Below are 19,627 nucleotides of genomic sequence, written 5' to 3'. Positions count from 1 at the left end.
TGCGCCGCACATTCGCTACTCGCCGGCGGCTATGTCACCCTCGCCTTGCAGCACACCATGCGCCACATCATCCAGCCAGAACCGTATTGCATTCACCTGGGCCACATAGCTTTGCAGTGCCGGGCGCAATTGCGGCAGGCGGTCCCCGATCTGGCCTGCATTGGAATAGATGACAACCATCCCGACGGTGATCAGGAAGATCAGCGCAAAACCAAACTGGGCGCCCCGTCTGCGGCGTGGCGCTTCATCCAGCGTTTCCACGTCACTGGTTTCATGCTCATTGGCGCTGCGGTCGCCCGTGGCGCGCAATGTCGAGTTGATTTCCTCGATATCCGGCAGCAGGTCCCGACGGGACTTGGAACTGCCGGTGGCCCGGATCATATCATCCAGAACCTCATCGTCGAAATTCTCATCCACATCGTTCAGAGGGTGGTCTGCCCTTGAGGTCGTTGTCTGCGGGTCGGCCTCGTTCAGGGCCATTTCTTCCTGGGTTTCGACGGTTGCACTGCGACGCAGGCGTTCTTCACGTTCGGCTTCTTCGCGCAGCAATTCGCGTAACGAGGGGTCAAGCTCCCGTCGGGACGGGGCATCGGCCGGTTCTGCGCTCTCCCCGTCGGTTTGGCTGTCTTCCCCGGGCAGAGTGCCGTCTTCTGCCGGGCCGTCCTCCTGCAAAGGGGGCTCTTCACCGTTGGAGGGGTGATAATCCGGGGCAATATCCTCGGCGCTGGCACCGGGTATCGCTTCGGATGCGCTGCGCAACCCGGGCTGAAACCAGGTTGTGGAACAGTTCGAACATTGCACATCCCGCCCCTCGGCCGGGATCATGTCATCATCGACTTCGTATCGTGCGCTGCAATTCGGACATGTCAGCCGCATCGTCACCCCGTTTCCGTTTCGCCTGTGCGTCACTGCTTATTTTTTGTATCCGGGATAACGCTTAACAACCAAGCACATTGTTTCCAAGCATTTGCGTGTCACCCCCGATTGAATCCCCGGCCCCGGTGGGGCATGAGTGACACATTGGGTTGCAGGGGGTCGTGATCGTGATTGAGCTGGAAGAGGCGGCATATGGCTATGGAACAGAGCCGCTTCTGTCCGATATCAGCCTGCGTCTGGCCCCGGGATCATTTCATTTTCTGACCGGGCCGTCGGGGGCAGGCAAAACCACCTTTCTGAAACTCTGTTATGCAGAGCTTCTGCCAACGGGCGGATCGGTCAGGCTGTTCGACCAGGAGGCCAGGGATATGGCCCGCGATGATATCGCCATGGCCCGACAACGGATCGGGGTTGTGCATCAGGACTGTCAGTTTCTGGATCATTTGCCGGTGTCAGAGAATATCTCGCTGCCGCTGACCGTCTCGAACCGGCAAACCGGGAATGAGACTGCCAATCTGGAAGAACTGATCGGCTGGGTCGGGCTGCGCGCCCGCGCCCATGCTTTGCCGCCTGAACTCTCCGGGGGGAACGTCAGCGTGCGGCGCTGGCCCGCGCGGTTATCATGGACCCGGATGTGATTCTGGCGGATGAACCGACCGGCAATATCGACTGGGATATGTCGCTGCGCCTGCTGACCCTGCTGGTGGAATTGAACAAGATGGGAAAAACCGTGCTGATCGCCACCCATGATCTGTCGCTGATCCGCGCGGCCAAGGCGCAGGTTTCGGCCCGGGTGCTGCGCATCAGTGGCGGGCGGTTGCAACTGGCGGGGGCGGATTTATGAGCGTCACAGATCACGTTCTGGGGTTTGTGCGCGGCGACCGGCAGGCAGATCGGGTGGTGCCGCCCACCGGGTATTCGGCCCGTCTGACGGTGTTCACAGCCGCCGCAATGGCGTTTCTGGCGGTGTTCGCCATGGCCCTGTCGCTGGCTGCCGGGAGGCTGGCCGATCGCTGGTCAGACGCATTGGCGCGCAGTTCGACCATTCGCATTTCGGCCCCGGTGGCCGAGCTGGAGGCGCAGACCTGGGCGGTTCTGACCGTGCTGGAACAGACCCCCGGGGTCGATAATGCCCGCGCGCTGACCGATGAAGAACAGCGGGCGCTTCTGGAACCCTGGTTCGGCCCCGACCTGCCGGTGGCCGATCTGCCGATCCCGCGTCTGGTGGAGGTGGTGGAAACCGCCGATGGCTATGACGCCGAAGGCCTGCGGCAACGTCTGGCCGCCGAGGCCCCGGGCGCGGTGCTGGATGATCACACCAGATGGCGCCGCCCGCTGGTGCAGGCCGCGCACCGGTTGCGCCTTCTGGGCTGGGTGGCCATCGGGCTGATTCTGGCCTCGACCGCGGCGATGATCACGCTGGCCGCAGGTTCGGCTCTGGCGGCAAACCAAAGTGTCATCAAGGTGATGCGGCTGGTCGGTGCGCAGGATGATTACATTGCCGGGGCCTTTGTGCGCCGCTTCACGTTGCGGGCGTTGATTGGCGCGGCTGTGGGCACATTGATCGGGATGATCGCGGTGGCGCTTTTGCCCCGCGCCGGCGATGAAGAGGCGTTTCTGACCGGGCTTGGCTTTGCCGGGCTGCATTGGCTCTGGCCGCTGACAGTTCCGCTTCTTGCCGCTGTCACCGCCTTCTGGGCCACGCGCATTGCCGCGTTCCGCACCCTCGGGGGGCTCAGATGATCCAGCGCCTGCGATCCCTTCTGTTCATCGCGCAGATGTATCTGGTGATGCCGCTGTTCGGTCTGGTCTATCTGCCCTGGGTGCTTGTCAGCACCACGGGGGGCCATGCCGCCTGCCACGCCTATTGCCGCTGGGTGCTCTGGACCATGGGCTGGATGGTGGGGCTGCGGGTCGAGATCAGGGGCACACCGCCCACCGATGAGGTGATGGTGGCGGCGAAACATCAGTCCTTCCTTGATATTCTGGTGATCTACAACGCCACCCCGCGCGGAAAATTCATCATGAAGCGGCTGCTGATATATGCGCCCATTCTGGGCCAATACGCCTTGCGCATCGGCTGTGTCCCGGTTGACCGGGGCAAGCGTGGCGCTGCGATAAAGAAGATGCTGGAGGATGTGCGGGGCGGCAAACAGCAGGGTGGTCAGCTGATCATCTACCCCCAGGGCACCCGCGTGGCACCGGGGGTCAGCAAACCCTATAAGGTGGGCACCGGCGCGCTTTATGAGCAGTTGGGCCAGACCTGCGTGCCGGTTGCGACCAATGTGGGGCTCTTCTGGCCGAAACACGGGATCACCCGGCAACCCGGGGTCGCGGTGGTGGAGTTCCTGCCGCCGATCATGCCGGGATTGCCGAAAGAGACGTTTCTGGCGCGGCTGGAGGCGGAGGTGGAAACCGCCTCGGACAAGTTGCTGGATGAGGCCGGGTTTCGGAGGGATTGATGGAGTTCATTGAAGACATGGCCGCATTGGAGGCGCTGTATGACAGTCCGGCGCCCGCCTCGCTGACCAAAGTGGTTGCCCGCATCACCCCGCTTTATCGCCGCTGGATCGAGGCATCGCGTTTCTGCGTGCTGACAAGTGTCGGCTCTGAGGGCACCGATGGCAGCCCGCGTGGCGATGATGGTCCGGTGGTGCGGATTGCCGATGACAAGACCCTGCTTTTGCCCGACTGGCGCGGCAATAACCGGATCGACAGCCTGCGCAATATCGTCCGCGATGGCCGGGTCAGCCTGATGTTCATGGTGCCCGGGTCAATGAATGTGGTGCGCGTGAACGGCACCGCAAAGCTGACGGCCGATCCGGCCATGACGACACAGTTTGAACACCGCGGGAAACACCCGAAAACGGTGATCACAATTGTGGTGGAAGAGATGTATTTTCAATGCGCCAAGGCGATCATGCGCGCCGGTCTGTGGAGCCGTGATGACAGTGAGGGCCTGCCGACCGCAGGCCAGTTTGTGCAGGAAATGAAGGCCGATTTCGACGCAGACAGCTATGACAGCGGCTATGCGGAATATGCGAAAGGGCGGATGTGGTGAACGGGGCCTGGCTGCGCCTGTCGCGGGTTACGCCGCCAAGCCCTTTGACCCCATATCCAGATATTTCTTCCGCCGGGCCTTCACCAGGGCTTTGCCGGTCTGCCCGTCCATATCCGCCAGCAATGCGGTGATCGCCTTGCCCACAGCCGCAATTGTCGCCTCCGGGTCGCGTTGCGCACCGCCCATGGGTTCCTTGATGATATGATCGGCCACGCCAAGGCGGCTCAGATCCTGCGCGGTCAGGCGCAGAGCCTCGGCCGCTTCGCGCATTTTGCCCGCGTCCTTCCACAGGATCGAGGCGCAGCCTTCGGGGGAAATGACCGAATAGGTCGCGTGTTCCAGCATCGCCAGCTTATCGGCCGTTGCAAAGGCCACAGCCCCGCCTGATCCGCCCTCACCAATGATGATCGAGATCAGCGGCACGCGGATTTGCAGGCATTTTTCGGTGCTGCGCGCAATCGCCTCGGACTGGCCGCGTTCCTCGGCGCCCTTGCCGGGATAGGCGCCGGTGGTGTCGACCAGGGTGATGACCGGCAGGCCGAACCGGTCTGCCAGATCCATCAGCCGCACGGCTTTGCGATAGCCTTCGGGCCGGGCCATGCCGAAATTGCGTTCGATCCGGGTTTTGGTGTCATGGCCCTTTTCATGGCCGATCACCATCACGGGTGTGTCATTGAACCGGGCCAGCCCGCCCATCACCGCATGGTCATCGGCAAAGTTCCGGTCACCTGCGAGGGGCGTGTATTCGGTAAACAGCGCCTCGATATAGTCCTTGCAATGGGGCCGGTCCGGGTGGCGCGCGACCTGACATTTGCGCCAGGGCGTCAGATCCTTGTAGAGATCGACCAGCATCTCGGCGGCCTTCTTGTCGAGCGCCTTTGCCTCATCCTCGACATTCATCTCTTCATTCTTGCGGGCCATCGCGCGCAGCTCTTCCGCCTTGCCTTCGATTTCGGCCAGGGGTTTTTCGAAGTCGAGATAGTTCATTCACACGCTCCCACGCGATCCGCTTGGCAGGTTATATGACCTTCGATGCGCGCGGATGCAACTCGGCAAGATTTGTGAATGCGGATGGGCGCATGACAGGGCATGAACGACCCGGAGGGAAAGACCATGGCAAGCTATGAAGACCGGTTGCTGCGTGTGGTGGCCTATATCCATGACAACCCGGCGGGGGATCTGTCGCTGGACCGGCTGGCCGATATCGCCGCGATGAGCCGGTTTCACTGGCACCGTGTGTTTCGCGCAATGACCGGGGAAACCTGTGCCCAGGCCGTGCGCCGGGTGCGATTGCACCGGGCGGCGGTGTGGCTGGTCCAGACGGACAGACCGCTGAAACAGATTGCCGGTGATGTGGGGTATCCCAGCCTGCCCAGTTTCAGCCGGGTCTTTCAGGCGGCCCATGGTCTGAGCCCCGGGGCGTTCAGAACCCGCGGTGAGCTGTCGCCACCGCTTTTGTCAGCCCATAGAGGAGATTACCCTGTGTATCCCATTGAAATAAATGATCAACCCGCCCGCCGTTTGGCCGCGATACCCCATAAGGGCCCCTATATCGAGATCGGAAAGGCCTTTGAAAGCGTCAGTGCCGTCTTTACCTCACGCGGGTTCTGGCCGCAGGCGCGGGGCATGGTCGGTGTCTATTTCGATGATCCCGATGCGGTGGCCGCAGAAGAGTTGCGCAGTCTGGCCGGGATCGTGGTTGAGGGCACGCTGGAGGTTTCGGACCCGCTGGAAGAGGTCAATCTGCCCGGCGGGCGTTATGCGGTGATGCATTACAAAGGCCCCTATTCCGGCCTGTCGGCGGCCTATAAGCACATGTATGGTGTCTGGCTGCCGGAAAGCGGGGAAGAGACCGGGGATCATCCGCCGATCGAGGTCTATCTCAACAACCCGAAGGACACCGCGCAGGATGATCTGCTGACCGATGTCTGTGTGCCGCTGAAATGATTAGGGCCTGTTGACGTTCATATTTGGTCACTGGTTTCAGTCCAAAATTGCTCAGTTCCAGGCAAGATCGCGCAGAACTAGCCCGCTACAGCGTTTTGCGTTTTATATGAGGCAGTCCAATCGAAAACCGCGTTCGAGCCGAAGGCGAGAGGCAGCGGTTTTCGATTCAGATCAAACGCAAACCGCTATAATGCAAGCGATCTTAACGCAGAAATGGGCAATTTTGGCGAACTCCCTTCGGGCCGCGGCCCATTTTGCCTCTGACATCGCCGAATTGCCCTTCCGATGACCCACATCGCTGCGTTCAATTCAACGCGCCAGCGGCAAAATGGGTCTCGCGCCAGTGACCAAAGATGAACGTCAACAGGCCCTAGCCTGCGGCGATCATCTCGGATTGTCTGACAATCACCTCGGCCTGCTTGATCGAGGCGATATCAACCAGGCGGCCCTTATAGACCGTCGCCCCTTCGCCATTCTTCTTGGCCGTCTCCATGGCGGCTAGGATATCGCGGGCTTCCGCCACGGTGTCCCCGGACGGGGTGAATACCTCATTGGCCAGGGCGATCTGTTTCGGGTGGATGGCCCATTTGCCCACCATGCCAAGCGTGGCGGACCTGCGGGCCTGCGCCTTATAGCCCTCATCATCGCTGAAATCGCCAAACGGGCCGTCAACGGGCAGCACCCCATGGGTGCGGCAGGCGGCGACAATGGCGGTCTGCGCCCAGTGCCAGGGGTCGCTGTAATGGCGGGTGTCGCCATGGAGCATATAGTAATTTTCCTGCGTGCCACCGATGCCGGTGGTCTGCATCCCCATGGAGGCAGCGAAATCGGCCGCCCCGAGGGACATGGCCTGCAGGCGCGGGGAACTGGCGGCGATCTCTTCCACATGGGCGATCCCGGCGGCACTTTCGATGATCACCTCAAGGCTGACGGGTCTGGGGCGCCCCTTTGCGGTCTCGATCGCCGTGACCAGCGCATCCACCGCATAGACATCTGCCGCACAGCCCACTTTCGGGATCATGATCTGATCGAGCCGATCACCGGATTGTTCCAGAATATCGACCACATCGCGATACCAATAGGGCGTGTCGAGCCCGTTGATCCGCACGCTGAGCGTTTTGGTGCCCCAATCCACATCCCCAATCGCCCGAATGACATGTGCCCTTGCCTGTGCCTTGTCGGTGGGGGCAACGCTGTCTTCCAGGTCCAGATTGATCACATCCGCCGCACTGGCCGCCATTTTCTCAAACAGTTTGGTGTTGGAACCGGGGCCGAAAAGCTGGCAGCGATTCGGGCGGGCGACGGGCTGGGGTTGCAGGCGGAAGGACATGAGCGGTTCTTTCTGCGCAAGGATGTTTCGTTTCGGTTGGCTGAGGGGGTATGATATTGCGTGCATATACGCAAGTGCTGCGCCGCGGCACAGGACGGTGGCGGCGGCATGGCCTCGCCGGGTCTGCAGACCACCAACAGCCCTCAGTCGGGATTGTAGGGTCTCTCAATCGAAAGCGTGTTGTTAAGCTGCTTCCATGTTGCGGCCTCAAACCGTTCCGGCCAATCTACCCCCCATTGCTTTGCAAGCCTGCGGGCGCGGGGCAGGTAAGCCTTCGCATAGGCCATATGCCCGGCGATCATCTGATCCCGGGTTGCAACGGGTGGGGGCAGGGCGGTCAGAATGTCTTTCTGATCCTCGGTGATCAACCTGTTCAGATGCAGGGCACCACCCCTGTGGCGCACACCGGTCTCGGCGATAAGAAGGTCAACCAGCAGATTGCGCAGGTGGAAAACGCCGAGCACACCGTTGATATATTCTTTCCTGCCCACAGCCAGAGGCAACAGCCCCAGAATACGGATGAACTCTTCAAACTGGTATTTTGCATATGCAGGGGTCGGGATGGGTTTTGCCGTGACCTCTGGCAGAGTGTCGTATATCCGGTCGTGGTCGAAAAGGGGTTTCAGGCTGTCCTGTTTTTGGCCACCCATCTGATCGGGCTTCAGGATCATAAGATCAATGCGCAGCCAGTCCTCTGTGATCGCATTGATCAGGACTGGCCTGACTGTGCGATCCCACCACAAGACGATCTCACCCGTTTTGCTGACCGCCCTGTGCCACAGCCCTGCCACATCGTCACTGGCGCCGTCCGCCGCCACCATGACGAAATCAATATCGCTATACGCGTCCTCAAGCCCGGTGCCGTAGCTGCCGCTCAGAAAAAGCGCCTTTATGCCGGGGGTGTCCCGTAACGCACCGGTTATCGCGTCTATCGCATCGGTGTGTTTCACGCCTCACCCCTGTTGTTGCCAGGCCTTTGAAGACCTGCGCCCATTGCCTCTGCTACTGCAAATCGCCAAACGCTTTTTGCATCCGGCTCACCGCATCCTCGATCACCGCGCGCGGGGCTGCGATGTTGAAGCGCAGGAAATCCGCGCCGCCTTTGCCGAATGTCGGCCCGTGATTGACGGCGATGCCCGCACCTTCGGCGGTGCGACGGGTGAATTCCTCCATCTCCATTCCGGTGCCGGCAAAATCGACCCAGGCCAGATAGGTGCTTTCCAGTGACATCGACCGCAAGCCGGGGATGCCGTTGATGCCTTCGTCAAAGAGCCGGGCGTTTTCGGCCAGATAGGGGATAAGCTGATCCACCCATTCGGCGCCTGCGGGCGTATAGGCCGCCGTGGCCATGAACAGGCCGAAGGAATTGGGCGACAGGCCCAGTGCCATCATCCGGGCCCCGAACCGGGCGCGCAGGTCTGGGTCTTCGATGATCACATTGCCCACATGGGACCCGGCGATATTGAAGGTCTTGGTGGTGGCCGTCATCATGATCAGCCGATCGGTGATGCCTTCGATCTGCGCCATCGGGATATGTTTATGCCCGGGCATCACCAGATCATGGTGGATCTCATCCGAGACGATCAGCAACTCATGACGTTTGGCGAAAGCGGCCAGCGCCTGCAATTCGGCCCGGGTCCAGACCCGGCCACCGGGATTATGCGGGGAACAGAGGATCAGCATCTTCTCAGCGCCGGTCATCTGCGCATCCCAGGCGTCGATGTCGAGCTCATAGCGGCCATCGGCATTGACCATCTCACATTCGACCACATTGCGGTCTGCTGCGCGGATCACCTTGGCAAAGGCGTGGTAGACAGGGGTCATCAGAACGATGCCGTCGCCCGGCTCGGTATAGGTGTCGACGCACATGGCGGTGCCGTTGACCAGCCCATGGGTGGTGAAAATCCAGTCGGGCTCGACGGTCCAGCCATGGCGGTTTTCCATCCACCAGCAGATCGCCGCGCGGTATTTGCTGTCATCCCCGAAATAGCCATAGACGCCATGGTCGACGACCGCCTTAACCGCCTCCTGAATGCAGGCCGGCGGGCGGAAATCCATATCGGCAACCCACATCGCGATGCCGTTTTGCGGATCGACGCCGTAAAGCTGCTCCATCATATCCCATTTCACGCAATGAGAACCGCGGCGATCAATAATCTCGTCAAATGACATCTGATGTCTCCTTTTACCGGCAGATTAGCTTGGGTATTTTCGGGCGCAAGGGGCGTTGCGGGTGCGGGCCGCATCGCTTAGATGAATTTCCATGAAACGCTCGATCCTGATCCATCCCGACCCGCGCCTGAAAAAGCTGGCCAAGGCGGTGCCTGATATCTCTGACGATCTGCGGGCACTGGCCGATGACATGCTGGAGACGATGTATGCCGCACCCGGCATCGGGCTGGCGGCCCCGCAGGTGGGTATTCTGTACCGCCTGGTCGTGCTGGATTGCGAGAAGAAAGAGGGCGCGACGCCCCGGCCCGTTGTGATGTTCAACCCGCATGTGGTGGCCAGTTCGGAGGAACGGAACACCTATGAGGAAGGCTGCCTGTCGCTGCCCGAGATGTATGCGGAGGTGGAGCGGCCCGCCGAGGTGAGTGTGGAATGGATGGACCGGGACGGCAACGTGCAGAGCGATACGTTTGACGGGTTATGGGCGACCTGCGTGCAGCATGAGATCGACCATCTGGATGGCAAATTGTTCATCGACTATCTGCGCCCGCTGAAACGCCAGATGATCACCCGCAAAATGGTCAAGCTGAAGCGCGAGATGGCGCGGGAGAAAGCGTGAAACAGATACCGGCCATGGGCGAATGAAGATCATCTTCATGGGCACACCGGCCTTTTCCGTGCCGGTTCTGGACGCGCTGGTTGCGGCAGGTCACGAGATCGCAGCGGTCTATTGCCAGCCACCGCGCCGGGCGGGGCGGGGCAAGAAGGAACGGCCATCGCCGGTGCAGGCGCGGGCCGAAACCCTGGGGCTGGAGGTGCGGCATCCGCTTTCCCTGAAAGGGGTGGAGGCGCAGGTGGATTTTGCCGCGTTGAAGGCCGATCTGGCGGTGGTTGTCGCCTATGGCATGATCCTGCCGAAGCCGGTTCTGGACGCGCCCGCCCGGGGCTGTCTGAACATCCATGCCAGCCTGCTGCCCCGCTGGCGCGGTGCGGCGCCGATCCACCGGGCGATCATGGCCGGGGACCCCCGGACCGGAATCTGTATCATGCAGATGGAGGCGGGGCTGGATACCGGCCCTGTTCTGCTGCGCAAACCCGTTGAGATCGGGGCGGAGGAGACCACGGGCGATCTGCACGACCGGCTGTCTGCCCTGGGCGCCGAGGCGATTGTGGAGGCGCTGGCGCGGTTGGACGTGTTGGTGCCCGAGGCACAGCACGGGACCGGTGTCACCTATGCCAACAAGATCGACAAGGCGGAGGCGCGGGTCGACTGGACAGCCCCCGCGATTGAGGTTGACCGGCTGATCCGGGGCCTGTCGCCCTTTCCCGGCGCCTGGACGATGCTGGACGACCGGCGGATCAAGCTCTTGCGGAGCCGGGTGGTGCCGGGTGAAGGTGAACCCGGCACATTGCTGGACGGGATACGGGTGGCCTGCGGCACCGGCGCGGTGGAGATCACCGAGCTTCAGGCCGAGGGGCGCGGAAAGCAGGACAGCGCGGCATTTCTGCGGGGCACCCCCGTGGCGCCGGGCACGGTATTGGGAGACGGCTGATGGGATTTTTCGCGTTTTTCGGCTCGCTGATGATCGGCGGCTTCATGGGGTTCTTTTTTGAACGCTGGGGCATCACCCATAACGGGATGATCCCCTCGATCCTGATCGCTTTGGGCGCGGTGATCGTCGTCTTCATGCTGCGGGTGATGTTCCACTTAAGTTTCGGCTCCCCCGGGCTGGATGCAATCATCGGCTCGGCGGCGGCTTTGGTCCTGATCCCCACGGAATGGGCCCATCGGCGGCGGAACCGGCGGAAATAGCTTCCGGCTCCGGGGTGTGGTTTTATTGTCGGGGCGGTCGGGGTTTGTAGCCTGGCAGGCGCCAGCCGAACGCGATTGACCCCGCCCTCAGCGCGAAGGTCGTGGCGATACAGGCCAGAACCGGGGCCAGCGGCTGGGCGGTGACAAAAGGCGCGGCAAGGGCGGCCCCGGCACCGGCCAGCGCGGCGGTTACATAAAGCTCTCCCTGTTTCAGAACCAGGGGCATTTCATTGCAGACCACATCGCGCATCAACCCGCCAAGCGTGCCGGTGGCAACGCCCATGACCAGAACAACCGGGCCGGGCTGACCCATCGTGGTGGCCACGCTGACCCCGGCGCTGACCGCAATCGACAGGGCCGCCGCGTCAAGCCAGAGCAGGGTCTTGTACCGGCTTTCCAGCAGATGGGCGGTGAAGAAGACGATCAGCGCCGCCATGCAGGCAATCGCCAGATGGGTCAGATCGGCCAGCCAGAAGATCGGGTGCCGGTCCAGCAGAAGATCGCGGATCGTGCCGCCGCCAACCGCTGTCAGACAGGCCAGAAAGAAGAACCCGATCAGATCAAGCTGCGCGCGGGAGGCAAGCAGCGCGCCGGTCAGTGCGAAGATCGTGACCGAGGCATAATCAAGCATCGTGATCATTTGGGTTTGTAGGGCGCCATGCCGGCGCGGGCCAACTCGTCGGCACGTTCGTTTTCAGGGTGGCCCGCATGGCCTTTGACCCATTCCCAACGGACTGTGTGGCGGGCATTGGCCATGTCCAGCCGACGCCAGAGATCCTCGTTCTTCACCGGTTTTTTCGTCGATGTGCGCCAGTTATTGCGTTTCCAGCTGTGCAGCCAGGCGGTGATGCCGCCTTTGACATAGGCACTGTCGGTGACAAGGGTGAGGGTCGAGGGACGCTCCAGCGCCTCAAGCGCATGGATCGCGGCAAGCAGCTCCATCCGGTTGTTGGTGGTGTCGGGCGCGCCCCCTTTCAACGCGCGGGTTTTGACCACCCGCTCCCCCTCGCGCGCAATCAGCAGCGCGCCCCAGCCACCGGGGCCGGGATTGCCGGAACAGGCGCCGTCGGTATAGGCGAAAAGCTCAGCCATGGGCGGTGATCAGGATATAGGGGTCAATCGACCCGGCCAGCCCCCGCTCTTCCCCGGTCTGCACATGTGAAACCGTCAAACCGGCCTCCGCCAGACGGGTGCGCAATTCACTCTCGCTGTAATAGTTATAGAAACGCCCGATGTCGTCACGGCCTTCGCCCTGCCCCAGTTTCATGCCCAGAAACAACCGGCCGCCCGGTTGCAGGGCTGTGGCAATGGCCCGCAGATGGCGGGGCAGATCGGCCCTGGGGGCGTGAAGCAGGCTGAAACTGGCCCAGATCCCGGCATAGGCATCGGTTTCGGTCAGATCGTCGAAACTGCCTAGCCTGGCGGCAACACCCCGGGCGCGGGCGGCCTCGACAAAGGCGGGGGTGGCATCAAGGGCGGTGACCTGAAACCCGGCCGCCTGCATCTCTGCCGCATGGTGGCCCGGCCCGCAGCCCAGATCAAGCAGGGCCGCCCCGGGCGGCAGCCCGTCAAGGAAACCGGCAAGGCTTTGGACCTGCATATCGCTGATTTCCAGCGCCTGATATTGGCGGGCCCGGCTGGAATAGGTCTCGATGGTTGTGCGGTCAGTCATGGGTCTTATGTGCCGGGCCGGGGCCGGGGCGGCAAGGGGCAACACCGGGAAAAGCGGTTTTCCGTCTGCGGAATGGGCTCAACCCTGAGAGGGGATCGCCTTGCGCTGGCGGGCGCGTTCCATCCCCAGCTGGCGTTCGCGCCAGATGATCAGGATGCCCGCGCCGCCGATGATGGCGGCCCCGGCAAGCATGGTGGTTGTCGGGATCTCTTCAAAGACCAGATAGCCGACGGCAAGTGCCAGAAGCATCGACGTATATTCAAACGGCGCGATCAGCGATGCATCGGCATTGCGGTAGCTGGTGGTCAACAGGATTTGCCCGAAGCCACCCAACAGACCCGCCAGCACCAACATCGCGATATGCCCCGGGCCGGGCATCACCCAGCCCCAGGGGATCGTCAGCAAAGAGATTATGCTGGCGGTGACCGAGAACCAGAAAACAATGGCCGCCGTGCCTTCCGTATGGACCAGTTTGCGGACAAAGACCTGGGCAAGCGCGGCGCAGACCGCGCCCATCAGCACCACCACGGCGCCCAGGGTTTCGCGGGTGTCAGCGCTGCCAACACCCACCTGAAGCCGCGGCGAAAGCACGATGAGAACACCGATCAGGCCAAGGGCGACAACGCTGAGCCGGAAGGCGCGGACCTGTTCGCCCAGAAACATGGCTGCGAAGATCACCACCAGAAGCGGGGCGGCATAGCCGATCGCGGTCACCTCTGGCAGGGGCAGAAGACCAAGACCGGTAAAGATCAGACCCATCCCCATGGTGCCGACCAGCCCGCGCCAGACATGGCCCATGGGGTTCCGGGTTTGCAACCCGATATGCAGTTCATTGCGCCAGAGCAACCAGATGACAATGACCGGCAGGGCAAAAACGGAGCGGAAAAACACCGCCTGTCCCGGCGGCACCGTGTCCGAGACCGCCTTGATCAGGCTGGCCATGGTCATCATCACACAGACCGAAGCGATTTTGAAAGCAATGCCGCGCAGGGGATTCATAAGGGCAGGGTTCCGTAGCCATCGCCGGATCGCGGGCGGTTTCGAACCTGCTTACCGCCGGGCGGGGGAAGGGGCAAGGCACGCGCGGCGGGTGCTCCGCAAAGCGGGGCTATGAACAGATAACGACCGGAATGCCTGGAGATGGCATTCATGGCTGTCGGGTGCCCCTACCTGATCGGCAGCAGATCGGCCCTTTGCAGCAAACGGATTGCGAAATCCTTGCGGAAATCCCGAAGGGCGCGATAATTCGGTGCCCGGGTGTAAAGCGAGAAGATCACCGGTTCCGCATCCGGGCGCAGAACGAAGCCGGTATACCAGCCTTCAAACCGGCCATTGAAATCCCCTTGTGTGATCGTGCCGGCCCCGGTCTTGCCGTGGAGCATTGCCGCGCCGAACTGCCCGTCCCGGCTGATCTCGATCAGCGCATCGCTGCTCTTGGCCGAAAGGCCAAGCGTGCCTGCGAAAAACCGGTCAAGGAAATTCACCTGTTCGGCGACCGAGATTTGCAGCGTGTCATCAAGCCAGAAATGATCGGACCCGTCAGGAATGTCCGCATTGCCATATCCCCATTCGCCAAGCCGCTGGCGATAGGTGTCAGTACCGGTCTGTTCGGCGATGTCCCGAAACACCCACACGGCCGAGCGGCGGAAGGCACTGCCAAGTGTCTGATCCTGTCGCCAGTCTTCGGGCCAGTAAGCGGCCGGGGGGCGGCGGGCCTGATCCCAGGTATAGGGATGATCCAGACCGCTGGCCGTGCCGGTTTCCAGCGCGATCAGCAGATTGGGGATTTTGAAGGTGGACCAGGGGGCGTGACGGCGTGTCAGATCGCTGCCTTCGAGGATGTAATCGGTGCCGGTTTCCAGATCGCGGGCAAGAAAGGCTACGTCCCGATCCCCGATCTCGGCGGCAAGGGGGGTGCGGGCAATCTCCACCTGCGTGGCGCTGGCCAGTGTCGGGATCACCACAAGAAGGGCGGTAAGACACAGCCGTTTCAAAGACGGGAAGATCATCATATCTCTGAAGGCTCCGGTTTGGGCAGGGTTCAGTCGCGGGCGGGGTCGGCGGGATAGGTGCCGAGGATGCGAAGCTCGGACGTGAAATAGGCCAGTTCCTCCATCGCCAGCTTGACGGCCGCATCATCGGGATGCCCTTCGATATCCGCGTAGAACTGTGTCGCGGTGAAACTGCCGCCGACCATATAGCTTTCCAGTTTGGTCATGTTCACACCATTGGTCGCAAACCCGCCCATGGCCTTGTAAAGTGCGGCGGGGATGTTGCGGACGCGGAACACAAAGCTTGTCATCATGTGATCGGCACGGCGCGTTGTGTCGGCATCGGGGGCCATGATGAGAAACCGGGTGGTGTTGCGGTCATGATCCTCGATATGGCGGGCCAGAACGTCGAGCCCATAGATTTCCCCGGCCAGTTCGGATGCCAGCGCCGCTTTCGACCTGTCGCCCCATTCCGCCACATCGCGGGCGGCGCGCGCATTGTCCGGCGACACCCAGCCCCTGATGCCGTGCTGGCGCAGAAAGCTGGCGCATTGGGGCAGAAGCACAAGGTGGGAATGGGCCTCTGTCACATCTTCCAGCGCGGCACCGGGAACGGCAAGCAGGTTGATATGCACCCGCACAAACGCTTCATCGACGATATGCAGCCCTGAACCCGGCAACAGCCGGTGAATATCGGCGACCCGCCCATAGGTGGTATTTTCCACCGGCAGCATGGCCTGATCGGCACGGCCTTCGACCACCGCCGTGATCGCATCTTCGAAGCTTGGGCAGGGCAGGGCCTCCATCATCGGGCGGGCGTCGTGGCAGGCCTGGTGCGAATAAGCGCCGGGTTCTCCTTGAAAAGCGATGCGCGATGTCATGATATGATTTCTTCCAGATGGGCGTTTCGTCGCGCTCCCTACACCTTGAAAGCGATGTGGGGAAGGCGATAGATACCCCGCAAAGCACATGCGAGAACGGGACACCCATGTTTGACACAATGATCATTACCAAGATCGGCGGCGCGGCCTGCGGTGCGCTTCTTATCTTTCTGCTGGCCGGTTGGGCAGGAAGTGGCCTCTATAGTATCGGTGGCGGCCACCATGGGGAGCATGAGGCCGGGTATGTGATCGAAACCGATGATGCGGTGACCGAGGTTGCAGAAGACGTGCCCGAGGTGCCGTTTGCAGAAGTTTATGCCTCAGCCGATGCAGGTGCGGGCGAACGCCTGTGGCGGCAATGCGGAACCTGCCATTCCGACCAGGATGGTGTGAATGGCGTTGGCCCTTATTTGCATGGTGTTGTCGGGCGTGCGAAACATGCGGCTGTGGGCTTTGCCTATTCTGACGGCCTCTTGGCCACGACCGGAGAGTGGACGCCGGAAAACCTCTCGGACTTCATTGCCAACCCGCGTGAATATGCACCGGGCACGGCGATGTCCTATAACGGCATGCGGGACGTTCAGGACCGGGCCAATCTGATCGCCTATCTCGATACGCTTGACGATTGAGCAGGGTGCCGCCCTGCGCGCGAAAGGCCGCCTCTGGGCGGTCTTTTTACAGGTGAAGGCCGCAAATAGCTGGAAACCGGACCTGATCACGATTTCTCAACTTGATGAAACAGGGGGCTGGCCCGTAACGTGACACAGCCCAGATATATAGCCAACCAGACCAGAAAACAGCAGTGGAGGGCGCCATGCGCAATCATACATCCCAGGTTCAGACCAGACCCGCCCCGGATCGGCGGCATTTGAGCCTGTGGTCTGCTGGTCTGCTGATGGCTTTGATTCTGATGGCGGGGATGGCGCGGGCCGAGGATGATCTGATCGTCACCCATGGCGTTTCGACCTTTGGCGATCTGCGCTATGGCCCCGATTTCGAGCATCTGGATTATGTGAACCCGGACGCCCCCAAGGGCGGAGAGATATCGTTCGGCTGGTCCACAGGCTCGTTCGACTCGATGCATCCCTATACGCGGGAAGGGCGCCCTGCGGTGCTCTCCTCGATCTTTTTCGAAGCCATGCTGGAAAGCACTGCGGATGAGATCGGCTCGGCCTATGGGTTGCTGGCCGAAAGCATCGCCTACCCGGAAGACCGGTCTTATGTGATTTTCACCATCCGGGAAGAAGCGCGGTTTTCCGATGGCACGCCGGTGACCGCGGATGATGCGTTGTTTGGCTACGAGATTTTGCGCGATGATGGCCTGCCCAGCTTCCGCGCGCAGATCGGGCGGACAATTTCCGGGGCGCAGGTGCTGGATGACCGGCGCATCCGGTTCGATTTCAATCCGACATCGCCGCTCCGGGGGCGGATTGTCTCGGCCGGGGGCTTGCCGGTCATTTCGCGGGCCAGCCATGAGGCTTCGGGCCTTGCCTTCAGCGAGTCGCGTCTGGAGCCTTTGATCGGGTCGGCGCCCTATATTCTGGAAGAGGTGGAACCGGGCCAGCGTGTCGTTTATGCCCGCAACCCCGATTATTGGGGCAATGACCTGCCAATCAATCGCGGGCGGAATAATTTCGACCGCATCCGCATTGAATATTATGGCGATGCGGTTGCCGCGTTCGAGGGGTTCACGGCGGGCAATTACCTGTTCCGGCAGGAAAGCAGTTCGTCCAACTGGGCGACCGCATATGATTTCCCGGCGCTGGAGCAGGGTTATGTGGTGCAGGCTGAACTTCCCGATGGCACCATTTCGACCGGTCAGAGTTTCATCATCAATCTGCGGCGCGAGCAGTTTCAGGATGTCCGCGTGCGTGAGGCCATCGCGCTGATGTTCAATTTTGAATGGACCAACCAGACGTTGTTTTACGGGCTGTATGTAAGGAATGATTCTTTCTGGCAGAACACCGATCTGGCGGCCACGGGCCTGCCAGGCGCGGCGGAACTGGCCTTGCTGGACCCTTTGCGGGACCAGTTGCGCCCCGAGGTCTTTACCGAGGACCCGTTCAGCCTGCCCGCCTCGACCCCGGATCGGGCGCTGGACCGGCGACAGGCCCGCCGCGCCATCGGGCTGCTGGAAGAGGCAGGCTGGATCATCGGCGATGACGGGCTGGCCCGCAATGCGGCCGGGCAGACCCTGGATGTGGAGTTTCTGAATTCGGGCCTGATGTTCGACCGGCTCATCAACCCCTATGTGGAAAACCTGCGCGCGGTCGGGATCAATGCCCGACTGACCCGCGTGGACAGTGCGCAGATGACCCAGCGCGAGCGCGACCATGATTTCGATATCATCACCGACCATATTCCCATGGGATATGAACCGGGGGCCGGGCTGCGGCAGTATTTCGGCTCGGAAACCGCGAATGATTCTGTTTTCAACGCCGCCGGTCTGGCCGATCCGGCGGTGGATGTGCTGATCGAACATGTGGTGAATGCGGAGACGCAGGAAGAGTTGAATGTGGCGGTCTCAGCCCTCGACCGGGTTCTGCGCTGGGAACGGTTTCGGGTGCCGCAATGGTTCAATGATGCCCATTGGGTCGCCTATTACGACATATACCGCTATCCCGAGCCGCTGCCGCCCTACGCACTCGGCTTCCTTGATTTCTGGTGGGTGGATGCCGAGGCCGAAGCCGCGCTGCGCGCTGCGGGGGCGTTTTAAACCGCCATGGGCGCCTATATTCTCAGACGGCTTTTGCTGATGATCCCGACGCTGTTCGGGATCATGGTGATCAATTTTACCCTGACGCAGTTTGTGCCCGGCGGCCCGATTGACCAGGTTCTGGCGCAATTGGAGGGTGAAGGCGATGTCTTTGCCACGATCTCGGGCGGTGGTGGCGAGGCCGGCAATATCGAGATAGAAGGCGCGTATCAGGGTGGACGGGGCGTGCCCCCCCGGTTCCTTGAAGAGCTGGAAATTTCCTTCAATTTCTCCCGCATCACCTGTGCCGAGGGGTTCACCGGACCCCCCGATCTGGATGCGGAGGAATGCGTTTCCGAGCGTATTCCGGCAGTGGAACGGTTTTTCCTGATGCTTTGGAATTATGTGCGTTTTGATTTCGGGGACAGCTTCTTTCATTCCGAAAGCGTGATGGAACTGGTGGTGGACAAGCTTCCGGTGTCGATCACGCTGGGCCTGTGGTCGACGCTGATTGCCTATATCGTCTCGATCCCTCTGGGCATTCGCAAAGCCGTCCGCGACGGGTCGCGGTTTGATAACTGGACCAGCGGGGTTATCATCATTGCCTATTCGATCCCGTCATTCCTGTTTGCGATCATGCTTCTGGTGCTGTTTGCGGGCGGGTCTTACTGGCAGATCTTCCCGTTGCGGGGGCTGACCTCATCCTCGGATGTGTGGATCACGCTGACATGGTGGCAGAAGATCGGAGATTATTTCTGGCACATCGCCCTGCCGGTAACCGCCTCGACCATTTCGGCCTTTGCAACCCTGACCCTGCTGACCAAGAACAGCTTTCTGGATGAGATCAAAAAGCAATATGTGATGACCGCCAAGGCCAAGGGGCTGGCGCAGAACCAGGTGCTGTACGGCCATATATTCCGCAATGCGATGTTGATTGTCATTGCGGGTTTTCCGGCGGTCTTTGTCAGTGTCTTCTTCGGCAGTTCGGTGATTATCGAGACAATATTCTCGCTTGACGGGTTGGGCCGGTTGGGGTTCGAGGCCGCGATCAGCCGCAATTATCCGGTGATTTTTGGCACGCTTTTTGTGTTCGGTCTGATCGGGCTGGTGGTAGGGCTGTTTTCAGATCTGATGTATGTCTGGATCGACCCGCGTATCGACTTTGAAACGCGGGAGACCTAGAGATGACGCT

At 61.3% G+C, this 19,627-nt stretch carries 22 protein-coding genes and 1 pseudogene; 12 read left to right on the top strand and 11 right to left on the bottom strand.

What is annotated here, in order from left to right; all coding sequences use genetic code 11:
- Nucleotides 1-15: 15 nt before the first annotated feature.
- The gene (locus E2K80_RS13790) at nt 16-876 is read right to left on the bottom strand and encodes a zinc-ribbon domain-containing protein (RefSeq protein ID WP_135375525.1); all 861 of its coding nucleotides are present in this window, start codon (nt 874-876) and stop codon (nt 16-18) included.
- A 167-nt stretch (nt 877-1,043) separates the two neighbouring features.
- On the opposite strand from E2K80_RS13790, the pseudogene E2K80_RS13785 reads away from it, so the two are divergent.
- The 4 genes and pseudogenes from E2K80_RS13785 (at nt 1,044) to E2K80_RS13770 (ending at nt 3,937) form a co-directional block, all read left to right on the top strand.
- Nucleotides 1,044-1,720: pseudogene (locus E2K80_RS13785) on the top strand (cell division ATP-binding protein FtsE).
- Nucleotides 1,717-2,619 carry a cell division protein FtsX gene (locus E2K80_RS13780; RefSeq protein WP_135375524.1) on the top strand — a complete coding sequence of 301 codons (903 nt, stop codon included), beginning with the start codon at nt 1,717-1,719 and terminating at the stop codon, nt 2,617-2,619. Before E2K80_RS13785 ends, E2K80_RS13780 begins: the two are co-directional and overlap by 4 nt.
- The gene (locus tag E2K80_RS13775) at nt 2,616-3,338 is read left to right on the top strand and encodes a lysophospholipid acyltransferase family protein (RefSeq protein WP_135375523.1); all 723 of its coding nucleotides are present in this window, start codon (nt 2,616-2,618) and stop codon (nt 3,336-3,338) included. The genes E2K80_RS13780 and E2K80_RS13775 overlap by 4 nt, the downstream gene beginning before the upstream one ends.
- On the top strand, nt 3,338-3,937 hold the full coding sequence (locus E2K80_RS13770) for a pyridoxamine 5'-phosphate oxidase family protein (protein ID WP_135375522.1): 600 nt from the start codon (nt 3,338-3,340) through the stop codon (nt 3,935-3,937). The genes E2K80_RS13775 and E2K80_RS13770 overlap by 1 nt, the downstream gene beginning before the upstream one ends.
- Before the next feature lie 27 nt (nt 3,938-3,964).
- On the opposite strand, the gene E2K80_RS13765 is transcribed toward E2K80_RS13770, so the two are convergent.
- A complete protein-coding gene (locus E2K80_RS13765; protein WP_135375521.1) occupies nt 3,965-4,924 on the bottom strand; it encodes an acetyl-CoA carboxylase carboxyltransferase subunit alpha in 960 nt (319 codons plus the stop codon).
- A gap of 126 nt (nt 4,925-5,050) precedes the next feature.
- Here E2K80_RS13765 and E2K80_RS13760 point away from each other — a divergent pair, with 126 nt between their 5' ends.
- The gene (locus tag E2K80_RS13760) at nt 5,051-5,884 is read left to right on the top strand and encodes an AraC family transcriptional regulator (RefSeq protein WP_135376631.1); all 834 of its coding nucleotides are present in this window, start codon (nt 5,051-5,053) and stop codon (nt 5,882-5,884) included.
- Nucleotides 5,885-6,254: 370 nt separating this feature from the next.
- Here the strand turns inward: E2K80_RS13760 and E2K80_RS13755 are convergent, their stop codons facing one another.
- The 3 genes from E2K80_RS13755 to E2K80_RS13745 form a co-directional block, all read right to left on the bottom strand.
- Nucleotides 6,255-7,214, bottom strand: coding sequence for an L-malyl-CoA/beta-methylmalyl-CoA lyase (locus E2K80_RS13755; RefSeq protein ID WP_135375520.1), 960 nt, complete (start codon nt 7,212-7,214; stop codon nt 6,255-6,257).
- A 143-nt stretch (nt 7,215-7,357) separates the two neighbouring features.
- Complete coding sequence (locus E2K80_RS13750; RefSeq protein ID WP_135375519.1) at nt 7,358-8,164, bottom strand: nucleotidyltransferase domain-containing protein; 807 nt, start codon at nt 8,162-8,164, stop codon at nt 7,358-7,360.
- A gap of 52 nt (nt 8,165-8,216) precedes the next feature.
- The gene (locus E2K80_RS13745) at nt 8,217-9,386 is read right to left on the bottom strand and encodes a MalY/PatB family protein (protein ID WP_135375518.1); all 1,170 of its coding nucleotides are present in this window, start codon (nt 9,384-9,386) and stop codon (nt 8,217-8,219) included.
- Nucleotides 9,387-9,477: 91 nt separating this feature from the next.
- On the opposite strand from E2K80_RS13745, the gene def reads away from it, so the two are divergent.
- From def to E2K80_RS13730, 3 genes are read left to right on the top strand one after another with little or no spacing between them, the layout of a single operon-like run.
- A complete protein-coding gene (gene def, locus E2K80_RS13740) occupies nt 9,478-10,002 on the top strand; it encodes a peptide deformylase (RefSeq protein ID WP_135375517.1) in 525 nt (174 codons plus the stop codon).
- 22 nt (nt 10,003-10,024) lie between these two features.
- Nucleotides 10,025-10,936, top strand: a complete 912-nt coding sequence (gene fmt / locus E2K80_RS13735; protein WP_135375516.1) for a methionyl-tRNA formyltransferase — start codon at nt 10,025-10,027, stop codon at nt 10,934-10,936.
- Nucleotides 10,936-11,196 (top strand): hypothetical protein, encoded by a 261-nt coding sequence (locus E2K80_RS13730; RefSeq protein WP_135375515.1) that lies wholly within the window; start codon nt 10,936-10,938, stop codon nt 11,194-11,196. Before fmt ends, E2K80_RS13730 begins: the two co-directional genes overlap by 1 nt.
- Nucleotides 11,197-11,218: 22 nt before the next feature.
- Here the strand turns inward: E2K80_RS13730 and E2K80_RS13725 are convergent, their stop codons facing one another.
- The 6 genes from E2K80_RS13725 to E2K80_RS13700 all read right to left on the bottom strand — a co-directional run bounded on the left by E2K80_RS13725 (nt 11,219) and on the right by E2K80_RS13700 (nt 15,740).
- A complete protein-coding gene (locus E2K80_RS13725) occupies nt 11,219-11,836 on the bottom strand; it encodes a trimeric intracellular cation channel family protein (protein ID WP_135375514.1) in 618 nt (205 codons plus the stop codon).
- Entirely contained in the window at nt 11,833-12,288 is a 456-nt protein-coding gene (gene rnhA, locus E2K80_RS13720; protein ID WP_135375513.1) for a ribonuclease HI, read from the bottom strand. Before rnhA ends, E2K80_RS13725 begins: the two co-directional genes overlap by 4 nt.
- Nucleotides 12,281-12,868, bottom strand: coding sequence for a class I SAM-dependent DNA methyltransferase (locus tag E2K80_RS13715; RefSeq protein WP_135375512.1), 588 nt, complete (start codon nt 12,866-12,868; stop codon nt 12,281-12,283). Before E2K80_RS13715 ends, rnhA begins: the two co-directional genes overlap by 8 nt.
- 78 nt (nt 12,869-12,946) lie before the next feature.
- Nucleotides 12,947-13,867 carry a DMT family transporter gene (locus tag E2K80_RS13710; RefSeq protein ID WP_135375511.1) on the bottom strand — a complete coding sequence of 307 codons (921 nt, stop codon included), beginning with the start codon at nt 13,865-13,867 and terminating at the stop codon, nt 12,947-12,949.
- A 167-nt stretch (nt 13,868-14,034) separates the two neighbouring features.
- Nucleotides 14,035-14,880: a class D beta-lactamase gene (locus E2K80_RS13705; RefSeq protein WP_135375510.1), complete on the bottom strand. Its 846-nt coding sequence runs from the start codon at nt 14,878-14,880 to the stop codon at nt 14,035-14,037.
- Nucleotides 14,881-14,909: 29 nt separating this feature from the next.
- Nucleotides 14,910-15,740, bottom strand: a complete 831-nt coding sequence (locus E2K80_RS13700) for a prephenate dehydratase (protein WP_135375509.1) — start codon at nt 15,738-15,740, stop codon at nt 14,910-14,912.
- A 119-nt stretch (nt 15,741-15,859) separates the two neighbouring features.
- Here E2K80_RS13700 and E2K80_RS13695 point away from each other — a divergent pair, with 119 nt between their 5' ends.
- The 4 genes from E2K80_RS13695 to E2K80_RS13685 are packed head-to-tail and all read left to right on the top strand — an operon-like array spanning nt 15,860 to nt 19,617.
- Nucleotides 15,860-16,369: a c-type cytochrome gene (locus E2K80_RS13695; protein ID WP_338014546.1), complete on the top strand. Its 510-nt coding sequence runs from the start codon at nt 15,860-15,862 to the stop codon at nt 16,367-16,369.
- Nucleotides 16,359-16,502, top strand: a complete 144-nt coding sequence (locus tag E2K80_RS19170; RefSeq protein ID WP_168193197.1) for a hypothetical protein — start codon at nt 16,359-16,361, stop codon at nt 16,500-16,502. Before E2K80_RS13695 ends, E2K80_RS19170 begins: the two co-directional genes overlap by 11 nt.
- Nucleotides 16,503-16,554: 52 nt before the next feature.
- Nucleotides 16,555-18,456 (top strand): extracellular solute-binding protein, encoded by a 1,902-nt coding sequence (locus E2K80_RS13690; protein WP_135375507.1) that lies wholly within the window; start codon nt 16,555-16,557, stop codon nt 18,454-18,456.
- A gap of 6 nt (nt 18,457-18,462) precedes the next feature.
- Nucleotides 18,463-19,617, top strand: coding sequence for a microcin C ABC transporter permease YejB (locus E2K80_RS13685; protein ID WP_135375506.1), 1,155 nt, complete (start codon nt 18,463-18,465; stop codon nt 19,615-19,617).
- Nucleotides 19,618-19,627: the final 10 nt, after the last annotated feature.

This window comes from Rhodophyticola sp. CCM32, from assembly GCF_004751985.1.
Taxonomy (GTDB): domain Bacteria; phylum Pseudomonadota; class Alphaproteobacteria; order Rhodobacterales; family Rhodobacteraceae; genus Rhodophyticola.
This window is presented reverse-complemented; position numbering and strand designations above follow the sequence as displayed.

What these genes read in the sequence shown, in the direction of transcription:
- E2K80_RS13770 (WP_135375522.1), top strand. Translation starts at nt 3,338, where the DNA reads ATGGAGTTCATTGAAGACATGGCCGCATTGGAGGCGCTGTATGACAGT.
- fmt (WP_135375516.1), top strand. Translation starts at nt 10,025, where the DNA reads ATGAAGATCATCTTCATGGGCACACCGGCCTTTTCCGTGCCGGTTCTG.
- E2K80_RS13790 (WP_135375525.1), bottom strand. Translation starts at nt 876, where the DNA reads ATGCGGCTGACATGTCCGAATTGCAGCGCACGATACGAAGTCGATGAT.
- E2K80_RS13705 (WP_135375510.1), bottom strand. Translation starts at nt 14,880, where the DNA reads ATGATGATCTTCCCGTCTTTGAAACGGCTGTGTCTTACCGCCCTTCTT.
- E2K80_RS13765 (WP_135375521.1), bottom strand. Translation starts at nt 4,924, where the DNA reads ATGAACTATCTCGACTTCGAAAAACCCCTGGCCGAAATCGAAGGCAAG.
- E2K80_RS13725 (WP_135375514.1), bottom strand. Translation starts at nt 11,836, where the DNA reads ATGATCACGATGCTTGATTATGCCTCGGTCACGATCTTCGCACTGACC.
- E2K80_RS13755 (WP_135375520.1), bottom strand. Translation starts at nt 7,214, where the DNA reads ATGTCCTTCCGCCTGCAACCCCAGCCCGTCGCCCGCCCGAATCGCTGC.
- E2K80_RS13715 (WP_135375512.1), bottom strand. Translation starts at nt 12,868, where the DNA reads ATGACTGACCGCACAACCATCGAGACCTATTCCAGCCGGGCCCGCCAA.
- E2K80_RS13700 (WP_135375509.1), bottom strand. Translation starts at nt 15,740, where the DNA reads ATGACATCGCGCATCGCTTTTCAAGGAGAACCCGGCGCTTATTCGCAC.
- E2K80_RS13690 (WP_135375507.1), top strand. Translation starts at nt 16,555, where the DNA reads ATGCGCAATCATACATCCCAGGTTCAGACCAGACCCGCCCCGGATCGG.
- E2K80_RS13730 (WP_135375515.1), top strand. Translation starts at nt 10,936, where the DNA reads ATGGGATTTTTCGCGTTTTTCGGCTCGCTGATGATCGGCGGCTTCATG.
- rnhA (WP_135375513.1), bottom strand. Translation starts at nt 12,288, where the DNA reads ATGGCTGAGCTTTTCGCCTATACCGACGGCGCCTGTTCCGGCAATCCC.
- E2K80_RS13685 (WP_135375506.1), top strand. Translation starts at nt 18,463, where the DNA reads ATGGGCGCCTATATTCTCAGACGGCTTTTGCTGATGATCCCGACGCTG.
- E2K80_RS13695 (WP_338014546.1), top strand. Translation starts at nt 15,860, where the DNA reads ATGATCATTACCAAGATCGGCGGCGCGGCCTGCGGTGCGCTTCTTATC.
- E2K80_RS13780 (WP_135375524.1), top strand. Translation starts at nt 1,717, where the DNA reads ATGAGCGTCACAGATCACGTTCTGGGGTTTGTGCGCGGCGACCGGCAG.
- E2K80_RS13710 (WP_135375511.1), bottom strand. Translation starts at nt 13,867, where the DNA reads ATGAATCCCCTGCGCGGCATTGCTTTCAAAATCGCTTCGGTCTGTGTG.
- E2K80_RS13760 (WP_135376631.1), top strand. Translation starts at nt 5,051, where the DNA reads ATGGCAAGCTATGAAGACCGGTTGCTGCGTGTGGTGGCCTATATCCAT.
- E2K80_RS13745 (WP_135375518.1), bottom strand. Translation starts at nt 9,386, where the DNA reads ATGTCATTTGACGAGATTATTGATCGCCGCGGTTCTCATTGCGTGAAA.
- def (WP_135375517.1), top strand. Translation starts at nt 9,478, where the DNA reads ATGAAACGCTCGATCCTGATCCATCCCGACCCGCGCCTGAAAAAGCTG.
- E2K80_RS13775 (WP_135375523.1), top strand. Translation starts at nt 2,616, where the DNA reads ATGATCCAGCGCCTGCGATCCCTTCTGTTCATCGCGCAGATGTATCTG.